Source organism: Shouchella lonarensis, from assembly GCF_900096965.1.
Lineage (GTDB): Bacteria > Bacillota > Bacilli > Bacillales > Bacillaceae_D > Shouchella > Shouchella lonarensis.
On the sequence record NZ_FMYM01000001.1, the window covers coordinates 75,130 to 89,157 of the forward strand.

Below are 14,028 nucleotides of genomic sequence, written 5' to 3' on the forward strand. Positions count from 1 at the left end.
AACAGCGATTGCGTCAGTCGTCAACTGGCGCCATCGCTGTTTTTTACCTTTTTGAATGGAAAATAACGAAAAGACACAACTTGGGTTATGTATCAGTTAATTTATTAAATGATAGGATTTGGCAGTCTCTCAGATCATAGATGTATCGCACATTGGAAAGAAAGAGGGTTTTGAAACATGGATTATAAGGTGGTTAATATTCAAACGTATTTTTGTTTTTTACAGGAAGAATCGGCTGATCACGTGATAGATTTCAACCAACCTGAAAGATACTTTGTCCAAATTAGCGATCCAAAAGTGTCGGACATCTTACGTTCAGAATAAAAGAAGTGAATGATGCGACTGTGTGAAGCATCATTCACTTCTTTTTCTTTTAGGATACATTGATAATTTTACCAATTAAAGGGAATTGAAGATTCCAATGGACTTGATAAAACGAGCGATGGAACATGGAATTGCGAAAATTTGTCGTTTCTTATTGGCGTGAAGGTGGAAACCATGTATGATTGTAGGCGTACACAAGAGGAATGAAGTACAGTCCTCTCCAAAATATTACATAGCCCCTCATCCTCCTAAGGGGTGGTTTGAGTAAAAAAGGAGTGGTGTAAGTGCCTTTTGCTGGTGTTGTTACAATAGCAGTGTTTGCAAGTATGCAGTTGTTTATAGTAAGTTGGCTCATTTGGAAAAAGAAGATGCTGTCTTTGGTGGCCGGATATGATGAGGACACTTTTAAAGGGGACAAAAATAAACTTGCCAGAGAAACAGGACTTGTTGCAACCATTACTGGATTATTAGTTTTGATGCTGCCTTTTGCTGATGAATATGTTGGTGAATGGGCTGGGAACATGGTAGGCATTGTGATGGCAGTTATGATTCTAGGATGGGTTATTTTCCGAAAGATACGTCCGTTTTGAGGAGGAGTGTTTCGAATAGATTCGTGAGTATTTAACTTACAGTTACTATCAACATATGCTAGAATAAAAGGAAGCTGAATCACTCATGTGCGGGCTTGGCACACCTTCTAAGAGAGGAGGTGATGCCGGATGTCGGTTTACGAAGCATTGTCTCTGACAGTTGCAACGAACGTATTGTTGTTGTCACTGTTTACTGTGGTGCTTGTGCTGACAAAGCGCAACGAAAAATAGCCCTCTCATGAGTGTCGTGCCAGACGCGAGAGGACTATCCTTGTAGTATTTGGCCAAGCCCGAAAAGGGGTTCAGCGAACACCGTCTAAAGCTTTCGCTTTAGACGGTGTTTTATTAGTATTGCCTATACAACTATATTATACGTCATAGAGGTGACTATTTGCAATGAAAAAAGTTGCCTCCTAGCGCTTTTCATTTAGAACGAAAAAAATAGCGTCCTTTATGGTGACACCTTATTGTAAATAACAGGCATTTTCCCTTTCCAATTGTGCCACTGCTCAGCATTAACAATTAGATCAGCCATGAAATGGGCGACATTGATTCTAGTTGTTACACCGGGATTAAAGATGGCGCTTCGAGTTGGCGAATCGTACACATTGTATGCAGTGGTCTGATCTTCATCTTTCAAGCTATCGGGACGAACGACTGCCCATTCGATTGTGTTGTGGTCTTGTCTGATCTCTGTTCGCAAATAGTCAGCGGCGCGCTCATTATCTAAGTGCGGGGGTAACAACAGACGGATAACGCTCGTTATACATCTTTGGGCAAAAGAAACTCGTTCAGGGATGTCACGATTGCTATTACCAGCTGTGTTCATGAGTACAAATTTCACACGGTGTTCAGGGTTGTTTTCTTTAATAGCGTCACACAACTTGCGAGTAGCATCAGTGACGAGCATACGTGGATGCCCAAAAATTCCTTTTAGAGTCATATTGTGGCCTAAGCATGAAGCGACAGCATTACATCCATGAACATGATGAGCCATCTCAGTCTCGCAAAGTTCTAATATATTTGCGTGGATAATAGATAAGTGGGGGTGATTTTTCACATCCTCTTGCATTTTCTCGAGTGATCGAATAATCATTTTAACGTGGACACCGCGATTTAGCAGCTCTTTTACAAGCAATCGACCAGTGTTTCCACTCGCGCCAACGACAAGAGCTGTCACGGGTTTTGCTTTGTTTTTGGCATCCATCATTGTGTCTCCTCTCTGTGATAGTGTATTTTCATCGTTTATAGCATTCGAATGTTAATTTATATGATCCATAAACTCGAAAAATAATTCAAGTGTCATTTTCCCCCTAAAAAAGCAGGAACGACACAATTTCCATCGAATATGTCGTATAACGAAAAAAGAAAGGGGGATGTGTCATGATGTTCTTGTTTGCAGCCGTATTAGGTGCGGTATGTGGGTCGTTTTTCCACGTAGTCGGGACGCGGGTACCGCTTTCGTCTGCGTTGTGGACACGATCCCGTTGTGATGCTTGTTTGCGCACATTACGTCCATTTGAATTAATGCCACTGATATCGTATGCGATTCAATTAGGGCGATGTCGTACATGTTACGCTAAGATCCCGCGCTTATCTCCAACTATTGAAGCTGTTACAGCAGGGTTATTTCTGTTAGCGTTCTGGAAGCACGGCGTCCAACTGGCGTTATTGTGGGTGCTACTTTTCATATCGCTCCTTGCCATTGTGACGGTAACCGATCTTTCACGAATGATTATTCCAAATGTAATATTACTTGTATTTGCGGTGCCACTCATTGGTATTCGCTTATTTTTTATTCCTACATTTACATGGATAGATGCACTTCTGGGCTTATGTGTGGTGGTGTCGTTGTTGTTTGTCGTATTCATATACCGACGTGACCAACTGGGGGGTGGAGATGTGAAATTACTTATCTTACTTGGTTTTGTGATGGGTGTCCCAGCTATTTTATATGTCATTGCAGTTGCTTCCTTTTTAGGATTGGTTTATATCGGAGGCGCGGTGTTAAGTAAGAGAATATCTGGAAGAGAGCGGATTCCTTTCGCGCCTTTTATTAGTATGGCTGCTGTGCTCGTTTATTTCTTATTTGACATGTAAAGAAGCCCGTTCTACTCATCCCATCCGTGTCATACAGATATATTAAGTACAGAGAAAGGAGGGGCTTTGATGCAGCGTGGTAAACGTACAATGTCATTTCATTTTGGACAAGCGGAAAAAGAGCAGTCACAGGTAAGTGTAGAAGCACGAGGAGATAAAGAAGATCACAAAGAAACAGCACCAGCTGTACCAAAAATATTGACGTGGGATGCCGCCCCTTTTGCAAACGAGGGATCATCAGGTGAACAAGCAAGTGAAGATGATGATTTTATTCCTGAGCCAAGTATGACAACTCATGATGATAAAGTGATCGACTTTACTCAAAAACAGGAAGAGAAACGAGAAGGTGAAGCGCCTTTCTGGGATGATGGCAATCGCGTCAATCCGCCAAAATTACCACCTAAAGGACGGAAACGGGTAATAAAAGATGTGATCGGGGTGGTGCCTTGGAACTTGGTGACAGCCATCGTCTCAGCCATTGTGGTCGGTCTTGGACTCGGTTTTGTTGTATATAAAATGGTTGTAACAGAATCTGTCGGTACCGCAAGTGAGGGTGGTGAAAATTTGGATGCGGCATTGGCAGCAGCGGTCGAAGCTGGTTTGCCAACATGGCATGTAGATGTTGTTCAAGGTGCGGCGTTTGACACAGTAGAACAAGGACAACCTGTGGTTGATAAAGTAAAGCAAGGTGGTTTGCCCGCTACATTGTTTTCAAAGTCAGGTGAGTCGTCCTTTTTATTCGTTGGTGTGGCACCAGATAAGGCAGGGGCACGTTCTTTAAGCGCAATGATTGAGGAAAAGGGACAAGATACGTATGTAAAAACGTATACAATTGAAGGTGGACGGTCAAATACACTTGACACCGAAGCAATCACGTGGTTTTTACAAGCGCACGGGCTTTATAAAGAGCTTTTACAAGAGACATCGCGACGGCTTGTGGATGAAGAAGGTGCGTCTGTACAAGCTGATGATGTAATTAAGAAGATGGAAGGGACGCTGAAGGATTTGACTGCAGCACGTGACCGTTCTTTGAGTAAACTCCCGGAAAAGGCAAGCGAGCAAGCGTTAAATATGCATAACGCTTTGGTCAAAGGGTTACATGCTTTTGCTTCTTTTGAAAGTGGACAAGAGAAACAAGCTATGTGGCAAGCCCAGCAATCGTTGCTCGATGCACTCTATGCATATGCGTCAATGGTTGAAGTGTTAGCTGAAGCATGAAAGCGCTCATAATGGGCGTTTTCCTTTTTTTAGTGATGCGTTTTGTATATAATAGGAACATTCATGGGGGAGGGATTTTAATTGGGGGAAAAACAGATTTGCATTGATACATTATGTGACTTGGAAACAGTGACGAGTCCAAGTCTATCACCTGATGGAAAAACGGTTCTTGCGGTAGTAACATCGATCGATCATGTCAAAAATGACTATATTTCCAATGTTTATTCCTTTAAAGTGCAAGAAAAGAACGTGCCTTTGCAGCTTACATTTGGGACAAACAAACACATCTCACCAAAGTGGTCACCAACTGGTCATGCATTTGCTTTCTTGTCAGACCGTTCAGGGCGGATGCAGTTATTTGTAAAAGTCGGTTTAGCGGATGCTCGTCAATTAACGGATGTGGATGGTGCAGTGACAAAGTTTTCTTGGGCTCCAGACGGGAGACATATTGTGTTTTCAACGCGCGTAAAGGCAAGAGGCTCGATAGAAGAAGCAGCGCAGGATCATCTTCCGCAGCCGCATGTCGTGGAGAAGATGAAGTATAAATCAGATAGCCGTGGGATGTTTGACGATTCAGTGCAGCAAATGGCCCTGGTCTCTACGGATAAGGCAGAGGTGACGTGGCTAACAAACGATCATTATGACATACAGCTACATGGGTTTTCTCCAGACGGATCGGCGCTATTGATGTCAGGGGATGAACGCGATCATCACGATTTTTCGTTTTTGGCAGATCTTTGGTTGTTGTCTCTTGAAGACGGGAAAAGGGAAAAGCTCACTTCAGCGTCGCTTGTGATTCTAGATGCTTGTTTTTCACCGGATGGTGCATATGTGGCGATTCTTGGTCACCAACGTGAGTTTGAAAATGCGACGCAGCCCAAATTGTTTTTATATAAACGTGCAACGAAAACCGTTCAAATGCTTGCGGAAGACAAAGATGTCTATATCGGTGATGTGATGATTGGCGACTTTTTGCAACAAGTGGTTGACCAAGGGATAAAATGGACGGATGATAGTCAAGCGATTGACGCACTTGTCTCTCAGAAAGGTGCCGTTCATCTATGGCGTTTTCATTTGAATGGAGATGTTACAACGCTCATAGAGGGTGCGCAACATATTCATGGCTACGATATACAAAGTGATTGTGTGGTTGCGACAATGAGTACAGTAGAACGTCCGAGTGCTGTGTACTCAGTTAATTTACGCACAGACGATTTGGTGTTAATCCATGATGGGAACGAACAGTTATCTTTAGAAAAGAGTTACCCAGAACCGGTTTACTATGAACGAGACGATGGTACTTTTGTTGCGGGTTGGCTCATGAAACCGACCCATTTTGAAGAAGGGAAGAAATATCCGCTTATTTTAGAAGTTCACGGTGGTCCACACGCAATGTATGGTGTGACATATTTTCATGAGTTTCAAGTTCTATGCGCACAAGGATATGGTGTATTATTCACAAACCCACGAGGCGGCCACGGTTATGGTCAAACGTTTGTGGACGCTGTGCGGAGTGACTATGGTGGTGGAGATTTTCGCGACTTAATGGATGTGCTTGATTTTACGTTAGCACAGCATGATTGGATTGATAGAAGTCGCCTTGGACTCACTGGTGGTAGCTATGGTGGCTTTATGACAAATTGGGTGATTGGTCATACGAATCGTTTTAAAGCAGCGGTAACGCAGCGATCGATCTCCAATTGGATCAGCTTCTATGGTGTAAGTGACATCGGTTATTATTTCACGGAATGGCAAATTGGGGCGGATTTAAGTGATATTGCGACGTTGTGGCATCACTCGCCATTAAAATATGTTGAAAAAGTGGAGACGCCTTTGCTCATTTTGCATAGCGAAAATGATTTGCGTTGTCCAATTGAGCAAGCAGAGCAATTATTTATTGCGCTAAAACGTTTAGGGAAAGAGGCGACATTCATGCGTTTCCCAGAAGCGAACCACGAACTATCGCGAAGTGGGAAACCGAATTTACGTTTTGCTCGTTTACAAGCGATTGTTGACTGGTTTGAGAAATATTTGTAAGCAACTTGAGAAGCAACCATGCGGATGGTTGCTTCTTTTAGGTGTAACTGTCTTTCATAAGCACGCCAGCTATTACTTGCGCACTGTGTAACAATTATATATACTATGCTTAACACCTCTTTTTCTTCTGTGAAAACCCCTTATCATACCCATGACACACCATGATATGCTCTTCCTTCCGTAGCAGAGATCCCTTAAAAAAACAATAAAAGAATTATAACCACATCATCCAAAGGAGAGGATTCGTTTGGCCATATTGATCCGTGATGTCCCAGAGAAAGAACGACCACGTGAGCGACTACTTCGTGAAGGGGCGCGTGCGCTGTCCAATCAAGAGATTATTGCTATATTACTCCGTTCTGGAACGAAAGCGCAGTCTGTTGTTCATCTTGCTAGTCAACTGTTGAGTCGGTTTCCAACATTAACTGCGTTAAAGGAGGCTGCAATTGAGGAGCTTTGTACCGTAAATGGGATTGGCGCAGCAAAGGCAGTTGAGTTAACGGCAGCCATTGAACTGGGAAGACGTATTCATATGGAAGAGAAAGGAGATCGCCATATTATTTCTACACCAGATGATGCTGCTCATATTATGATGGAAGAGCTACGTGAACTAAAGCAGGAGCACTTTGTTGCGCTATATTTGAATAGCAAAAACCATGTCATGAAAAAACAAACCTTGTTTGTTGGGAGTTTAAATGCAAGCATCGTTCATCCTCGAGAAGTATTTAAAGAAGCACTGCGTTACTCGTCTGCAGCAGTGATATGTTTACATAATCACCCAAGCGGTGACCCTGAGCCAAGTCGTGAAGACGTGTATGCAACAGAACGTTTAAGTGATGCAGGAAGGTTACTTGGCATTCCTTTACTTGACCATATTATTATTGGAGATGGTTGTTTTGTTAGTTTGAAAGAGAGAGGATTGTTAGCGGAGGGGAGAGAAAGTGGACAATTATTGGGTATGCGGGACTCTATGTGAATGAGAGAATAATTATGTGAAAATAAGGGGCGTTTCATTTAATAAAACCTTTCCTTTAGGCTATTCTTTTTGGCTGTTATTCGTTATAATAAAGGGTATGAATTTCACTTGAGTGAGTTTGTGAATTTACGATCACTTCAATTACGCACGAACCTACGTGTTTCTAAAAAGGAGGAAGAACCACTGAAATGATTAGGTTGACGTTTTTTTGGTGTTTTCAAATCATCGTCGTTCATTCAGTGGTGTTATAAATGTTTGGAAGTAGAGATATTGGGATTGATTTAGGAACAGCAAATACACTTGTTTATGCAAAAGGAAAAGGGATTATACTGAGAGAGCCGTCAGTCGTGGCTTTACGTACAGATACGAAAGCAATTCAAGCAGTTGGAAATGACGCAAAGAATATGATTGGCCGTACGCCAGGAAATATTGTCGCGGTACGTCCGATGAAAGACGGTGTGATCGCTGACTTTGATACGACTGCAACAATGATTAAACATTTTATCAAGCAATCGATGAAGAACGGTTCTATTTTTAGTCGCAAGCCATCGGTCATGGTTTGTGTGCCGTCAGGAATTACGGCTGTTGAACAGCGTGCGGTTGAAGATGCAACAAAACAAGCAGGTGCAAAGGAAGCTTTTACAATTGAAGAGCCATTTGCTGCAGCAATTGGTGCTAATTTGCCAGTATGGGAGCCGACCGGGAGCATGGTCGTTGACATCGGTGGTGGAACAACAGAGGTAGCAATCATTTCTCTTGGTGGGATTGTGACGAAGCAATCTATTCGTGTTGCTGGTGATGAAATGGATGATGCAATCATTCAATATGTGAAGAAGACGTACAACCTCATGATTGGCGAAAGAACAGCAGAAATGCTGAAGTTAGAAATTGGTTCAGCAAGTACTGATGAAGAGCAACCTGAGGAAATGGATATTCGTGGACGTGATTTGCTTACTGGATTACCAAAAACCATTACGGTTACTGCAAAGGAAATTGTGGAGGCACTTAAAGACACAGTTGATACAATTATTGAGGCAGTTAAAAATACATTAGAGCAGTCTCCACCAGAATTGGCAGCGGATATTATGGACCGGGGCATCGTGCTTACAGGTGGCGGGGCATTGCTGCATAATTTGGACAAGGTATTGAGTGAAGAGACAAACATGCCGGTTATTGTTGCAGAAGATCCACTGGACTGTGTTGCAATTGGGACGGGGCGTTCGCTAGAGAACATTCATTTATTCCGTGCAAAAGCAGGAAATGCCCACCGCTCAAGTCAAAAGTAAGGGTGGCTAGCTAATGCATTCCTTTTTCTCTAATAAGAAACTCATCGTTTTGCTTGTGAGTATCATTATTCTTGTTGCGCTCATTGGTTTTTCAGTCAGAAGTGAGCGCTCGCTTTCAATGCCTGAAAAGGCAATCCGTGATGCTTTTGGTTGGGTACAAAATGTGGTTGCTCACCCAGCTCACTTTTTTACTGGCGTCGTGAATAATGTTCAGGAGATGTTCGATGTATATGAAGAGAATCAACGGTTAAAAGCACGTCTAGAAGAGTATGACCAAGTGTCAGTTGAACGTGATTTGTTGTTGGATAAGCAGGAAAGATTACTAGAGATGCTTGAGTTAGAAAAAACATTGCACCAGTATGATGTTTCGGCAGCAGCAGTGATTCATCGTGCTCCCGATGCTTGGGAGCAATACATCGGCTTAAATAGGGGAGAGCGAGACGGTGTGACTGACAATATGGCTGTCATTGATGTGAAAGGTGGACTTGTTGGCAAGGTAAGCAAAACAAGCAAATCAACCTCTTATGTACAGCTATTAAGTGACAATGACCGAGCAAACCGTGTATCTGCAACAGTCAAGTGGGATGACGGGGAAGCAGTCGGTTTTGTCGAAGGATATGACGCAAAAGAATCTCTTTTAATTATGCGTAAAGTTGACATGGAAAAAGACATTCCGAAAGATACAACCGTAACGACTTCTGGATTAGGAGGCATATACCCTCCTGGACTGACAATTGGTGAAGTGGTACGTACCGAAGTAGATGAGTATGGATTAACACAAGACGTTTATATTCGTCCGAAAGCAGATTTCTCCGTCTTAGATTATGTGTACATTGTGAAGCGAATGGATGAATCTCTTGACCCGTCTTTGTTAGAAGAAGAAGGTGAGGACGAATGAGCCGAACGTATTTTTCATTCGTCATTGTAGGCTTGTTTGTCCTTGAGGGGGCGTTGGTGTCGCATGTATTGCAAGCACATACGACACCAGATCAAATCGTTGTTCCGCGTTTTGTATTAATCATTGTAGTGATGATTGGACTATTTACAAATGGACGCACTGGCTTACTATATGGGCTTGCTTTTGGTTTGATGTATGACATTGTGTATACAAATTTGCTTGGGGTATATGCATTTGGTTTCGCTTGTTTAGGATATGTGTTTGGTTTATACCAATATGCATTTCGAGCATCGTCCTTTTGGGTGGTGTTGTTATCTATCGCTGGTGTTGTGCTCTTTGAATATTATCAATACGGTATTTTTTCAATGCTTGGAAAGGCTGATCTATCTGGAAGTACCTTTTTAACATCGCGTTTGTTCCCAACAGTGGTTTTTAATGGTGCATTTGCTATGCTTGTTGTATTGCCTTTCCGAAAATTGGCGCTGCATGTCTTGACACAAGCAAGTATTCGTGAACGTTAGGGAGGAGTTTGCTATGCTGAAGTCGAAAGAAGTAGTAGGGAAGAAGATTGAATTGTATTTCCCCGTTTTTTACAGCACGATGACAACGGCAGTGAACAGAGGTGAACGCTCCTATGAGCCAAACGAAAACGAGTGTCACAATTAAAGGGACAAAAGAAGGTTTAATATTTTTACTTGATGACCGGTGTTCCTTTGAACAGTTAATCTGTGAATTAAAGGAAAAGCTATCAGTGAACTACTATCAGAGTGATGGAGATGAGCGAGGCGTCTCTGTTAGCGTTGACCTTGGCAATCGGTACCTTTCAAAAGAGGACAAGGCGCTTCTCGAAAAAGTGATTACTGAAGATCGTCATTTACAAGTAGAGCGATTTCATACAGGTGTGATTTCTTTAACAGAAGCGAAAAAAATGTGGGAGCAACAACAAACGACAACGCTGACGCGAATGATTCGCTCTGGGCAAGTGGTCCATGTTGAAGGAAACGCACTGTTAATCGGAGATGTTAATCCTGGTGGCGCGCTCGTTGCGACAGGAAATATTTATGTGATGGGCGCTTTAAAAGGAAAAGCACACGCTGGATCGACAGGACAAAAAAATGCACTTATTGTAGCATCTTTTTTAGCACCTTCTTTCTTGCAAATTGCAGAGACATGGATGACGTTTGCGGATTGTCCGGATGATGAGATATGGATGGGTGCTGCTTTTTTAGAGGAAAAAACCAGCCTTTTACGTATAACACGTATTCAGCGGTTGCTCGATCTGGTGCCAATCGATCGAGAAAGTGAATATGTTGCGCCTGTATGATTTTAGGCGGCGTGTAGGTACCTTGGATCTTGGAACGAGAAAGGAGACATGGACGTGGGCGAAGCAATTGTAATTACAAGTGGAAAGGGTGGTGTTGGTAAGACAACGACATCAGCCAACATTGGAACAGCCCTAGCACTATCCGGGAAAAAAGTTTGTCTCGTTGATGCAGATATTGGATTGCGGAACCTCGATGTAATGATGGGTCTAGAGAATCGCATCATTTATGATTTAGTCGATGTTGTTGAAGAGCGATGTAAGCTAAAGCAAGCACTGATAAAAGATAAGCGTTTTGATTGTTTGTATTTATTACCCGCAGCACAAACAAAAGATAAAACGGATATTTTGCCAACACAGATGAAACAACTAATTGATGAACTAAAGTCAGATTATGACTATGTGTTAATTGATTGCCCAGCTGGAATTGAGCATGGATTTCGAAATGCTGTTGCTGGTGCAGACAAGGCGATTGTCGTGACGACACCTGAGTTGTCGGCTGTTCGTGATGCTGACCGCATTATTGGTTTGCTAGAGCACGAGAATATCGACAGACCACGACTCGTCGTGAATCGAATTAGAAACCATATGATGAAAAATGGTGACATGCTTGATGTCGAGGAGATTACCTCTATTTTAGCAATAGACTTACTGGGTATAGTTGTTGATGATGATGATGTCATTAAGCATGCGAATAAAGGAGAACCGATTGCACTACATACAACAAGCAGAGCTTCTATCGCTTATCGGAATATCGCGAGGCGCATATTAGGAGAGACTGTCCCATTGATGGTGCTTGAAGAACGACGGACGATGTTCTCAAAATTAAAGCGTCTGTTTGGGGTGCGTTAAAAACCTGCTTAAGCAGGTTTTTTTACTAGCCTCAGGATAATTTGTAAACTATGTATAGATAAATATTGACAATGGTTGTGCGGTCTTTTATAGTGTAAAAGAACGCTAAGAGATGAATGACAACATTCTTTTAGGTAACAGCAGCATAGATGAAAGGTTGAATAAATGATAATGAGCGTAAAAGATATGATGATGATAGGGATGATGACGGCGGTTGCCGGGGCAATTGGCTTCATTCCGGCTATTCCAATACCTGGTATTATCCCACCGATTACATTGCAGTCTATTGCACCGATATTAGCTGGAGGCATTCTCGGCGCACGACGCGGTGCATTATCGATGGTTGTTTTTGTTGTGCTTGTGGCATGTTCTGTCCCAATGCTTGCAGGGATGCGCGGAGGGCTTGGTCACTTACTTGGTCCGACAGGTGGTTATATATTTAGTTGGATTCTCGTTGCTTTTTTTGTTGGTTTATTTGTTTCTTATGTTCCAAAGTTAAAAGTATGGTCACTTGTCCTTGTCAGTGCCGTTTTAAGTATGGTGATACAATATCTTTTTGGTGCAGTATCTATTTCTTTCACGAGTGACATGTCATATACGGCAGCGCTTCAAATGAATGTCATATTTATGCCAGGAGATGTGCTGAAGGCAATTGTAGCAAGTATGGTCATTGTGCGCGTTCGGCATGCGTTGTATGGATATGGGGCACGAAGAGAGGATGTTTTAAGGAATGTCTCTTAGGGGGCGACGTCATGAGAAAGAAAGACGTTTGGGTAATGAAAAAAGGGTATCTGTCAGCCGGGATTTGGACTGACGGATACCCACCTCATTAATTCAAAATAATAATAACTGCTTAGCGACAGAAGCGGCTTCTTTGCTGCTATGTAATCCCGTTTTCTTTAAAATATGGTTAACATGTTTCTTCACTGTGCTTGTAGACAAATATAATTTTTTAGCAATTTCAAGTTGTGTATACCCATGATAAATGAGCGCCAATACTTCTAATTCCCTAGGAGAAAGTGTAACCTGCCACTTGAATGTGCGAAACTGCATTTGAGTACGTTTCAGTTCATCATCTTTTATTCTATGCACACGTAGTATTTCTTGCTTTACAAGAGGTAGGAGATATACATGGTCCTGTGGAGTTTCTAATAATATATCATACAAACGAATAATATTCCGTTCTGCCTTTGCTTTATACAATGTTAGAAAAACACTATTTTGACCAGAACGCTCCAGTTCATCTGCCAATAATAATGCTTTTTCTCGCTCCCCGCGTACAATATACTGATGAACTTTTTCCGAGGGATCTATTTGATTTACATCCTCTAATTCAAAAATCTTTCCAGCTGAATTCCAGATAAAAGGTAAATCCTGCGCTCGTAAACGCTGACTGTAAGCTCTTGATCCTGTCTGTTCAGCGTAAAAAAGAGCCTGTTGAATATACTCGATACTTGGCTCTACAAGATTAGTTTCATGACTTATCGGCATCAGAAAAGTAGCATATGCAAGTAAATGACAATGATACGCAAGCATCGTCTCTGGTGTGGCACCGTTAACGATAGATTGCCCCAAACGTTTTTCGGCCTCACTCAGTTTTCCTTGGTTGTATAGTAGATCATAGGCGATTTGGAACTCTGTGTGACTTTCGACAATTCTCTTGGCATAGCTGTCATCAACATTTTCTAAAAGCCGAAAGATCTTTTCACTAGCGTACGCTGCTCTAGCATGGTATTCCAACTTCAAATACGTGGCGACTTCAAGTAGTTCTAAGCGTGCTTTTAAAAAAGGCGCCTTAACATGCCCGAGCAAATCACGTGCTTGACTAATCGTTTCTTCATGTGAGAAACGGCCTCTCATCACATCCACATCCAGCAGTAGCTCATACACGAGTGCCCATTCTTTTAATGATTCACGATCTTTGCTTTGATGAATAAGGAGTTCTAGTAAATCGGTTTGCCTATATTGGACAGCATATTCAAAGGCATCTCGAATATGACTAGGTGTTTGTAGTGCGAGTACATATTCATTCATCAATTGGACAAATCGATCAGAAGCAAACGTCCTTACTGAGTAGAGTACTTGTTCAAATGGCAACAAAGGGTGACCGTGTTCATGCCGCTCTAAAGCAAGATTATGCATCGCTTTATGTGTCCACGCACGTTCATTCTCCCATAGGTCCATTCGCTGTAATTGGTTTTTCGTATGTTCTTTAATGTGCTGAGGAACAAACCCTTTACGATACAGAAGGAAATTTTCTCGCCACCGCTCGCGATATTTTTGCAAAACTTTCGCCACCTCTCAAAGTTCATAATACCTCTAAAGAGGAGTTTTCGACGTAACGAACCGAAATTCCTACTGGAAAACAGATTTTTCTTACGACAAATTCTTTGTTTATATGACTTAATCTGCATAAATGGTGATAG

Annotated in this window: 15 protein-coding genes; 13 read left to right on the forward strand and 2 right to left on the reverse strand. The window is 42.1% G+C overall.

The annotated features are described in order from the left end of the window. The first annotated feature begins 177 nt into the window (after nucleotides 1-177). Both BLT29_RS13205 and BLT29_RS00360 read left to right on the forward strand, forming a co-directional pair. Nucleotides 178-324: a hypothetical protein gene (locus tag BLT29_RS13205; protein WP_176763712.1), complete on the forward strand. Its 147-nt coding sequence runs from the start codon at nucleotides 178-180 to the stop codon at nucleotides 322-324. A gap of 284 nt (nucleotides 325-608) precedes the next feature. Further along, nucleotides 609-914 (forward strand): DUF3784 domain-containing protein, encoded by a 306-nt coding sequence (locus BLT29_RS00360; RefSeq protein ID WP_090774329.1) that lies wholly within the window; start codon nucleotides 609-611, stop codon nucleotides 912-914. Nucleotides 915-1,365: 451 nt separating this feature from the next. Here the strand turns inward: BLT29_RS00360 and BLT29_RS00365 are convergent, their stop codons facing one another. Then, nucleotides 1,366-2,121, reverse strand: coding sequence for an NAD(P)-dependent oxidoreductase (locus tag BLT29_RS00365; RefSeq protein WP_218123994.1), 756 nt, complete (start codon nucleotides 2,119-2,121; stop codon nucleotides 1,366-1,368). A gap of 176 nt (nucleotides 2,122-2,297) precedes the next feature. Between BLT29_RS00365 and BLT29_RS00370 the strand changes: the two genes are divergently transcribed. From BLT29_RS00370 to BLT29_RS00415, 11 genes are all read left to right on the forward strand, one after another. Beyond that, nucleotides 2,298-3,014 (forward strand): prepilin peptidase, encoded by a 717-nt coding sequence (locus BLT29_RS00370; protein WP_090774330.1) that lies wholly within the window; start codon nucleotides 2,298-2,300, stop codon nucleotides 3,012-3,014. Between the two features lie 69 nt (nucleotides 3,015-3,083). Then, nucleotides 3,084-4,232, forward strand: a complete 1,149-nt coding sequence (locus BLT29_RS00375; RefSeq protein ID WP_090774331.1) for a hypothetical protein — start codon at nucleotides 3,084-3,086, stop codon at nucleotides 4,230-4,232. An 81-nt stretch (nucleotides 4,233-4,313) separates the two neighbouring features. Then, nucleotides 4,314-6,269: a S9 family peptidase gene (locus BLT29_RS00380; RefSeq protein WP_090774332.1), complete on the forward strand. Its 1,956-nt coding sequence runs from the start codon at nucleotides 4,314-4,316 to the stop codon at nucleotides 6,267-6,269. A 247-nt stretch (nucleotides 6,270-6,516) separates the two neighbouring features. Beyond that, complete coding sequence (gene radC / locus BLT29_RS00385; protein WP_176763713.1) at nucleotides 6,517-7,245, forward strand: RadC family protein; 729 nt, start codon at nucleotides 6,517-6,519, stop codon at nucleotides 7,243-7,245. A 251-nt stretch (nucleotides 7,246-7,496) separates the two neighbouring features. Further along, nucleotides 7,497-8,531 carry a rod shape-determining protein gene (locus BLT29_RS00390; RefSeq protein WP_090774333.1) on the forward strand — a complete coding sequence of 345 codons (1,035 nt, stop codon included), beginning with the start codon at nucleotides 7,497-7,499 and terminating at the stop codon, nucleotides 8,529-8,531. Nucleotides 8,532-8,544: 13 nt separating this feature from the next. Next, a complete protein-coding gene (gene mreC / locus BLT29_RS00395; protein WP_090774334.1) occupies nucleotides 8,545-9,429 on the forward strand; it encodes a rod shape-determining protein MreC in 885 nt (294 codons plus the stop codon). After that, nucleotides 9,426-9,950, forward strand: a complete 525-nt coding sequence (gene mreD, locus BLT29_RS00400; RefSeq protein ID WP_090774335.1) for a rod shape-determining protein MreD — start codon at nucleotides 9,426-9,428, stop codon at nucleotides 9,948-9,950. The genes mreC and mreD overlap by 4 nt, the downstream gene beginning before the upstream one ends. 13 nt (nucleotides 9,951-9,963) lie before the next feature. Further along, nucleotides 9,964-10,095: a hypothetical protein gene (locus tag BLT29_RS13800; RefSeq protein ID WP_281241387.1), complete on the forward strand. Its 132-nt coding sequence runs from the start codon at nucleotides 9,964-9,966 to the stop codon at nucleotides 10,093-10,095. Further along, nucleotides 10,064-10,753, forward strand: coding sequence for a septum site-determining protein MinC (gene minC, locus BLT29_RS00405; protein ID WP_245700949.1), 690 nt, complete (start codon nucleotides 10,064-10,066; stop codon nucleotides 10,751-10,753). Before BLT29_RS13800 ends, minC begins: the two co-directional genes overlap by 32 nt. Nucleotides 10,754-10,807: 54 nt before the next feature. Next, complete coding sequence (gene minD, locus BLT29_RS00410; RefSeq protein ID WP_090774337.1) at nucleotides 10,808-11,602, forward strand: septum site-determining protein MinD; 795 nt, start codon at nucleotides 10,808-10,810, stop codon at nucleotides 11,600-11,602. 171 nt (nucleotides 11,603-11,773) lie between these two features. Continuing rightward, nucleotides 11,774-12,343: a biotin transporter BioY gene (locus BLT29_RS00415; RefSeq protein ID WP_176763714.1), complete on the forward strand. Its 570-nt coding sequence runs from the start codon at nucleotides 11,774-11,776 to the stop codon at nucleotides 12,341-12,343. A 93-nt stretch (nucleotides 12,344-12,436) separates the two neighbouring features. On the opposite strand, the gene BLT29_RS00420 is transcribed toward BLT29_RS00415, so the two are convergent. Continuing rightward, nucleotides 12,437-13,888, reverse strand: a complete 1,452-nt coding sequence (locus BLT29_RS00420) for an AimR family lysis-lysogeny pheromone receptor (RefSeq protein ID WP_090774339.1) — start codon at nucleotides 13,886-13,888, stop codon at nucleotides 12,437-12,439. Nucleotides 13,889-14,028: the final 140 nt, after the last annotated feature.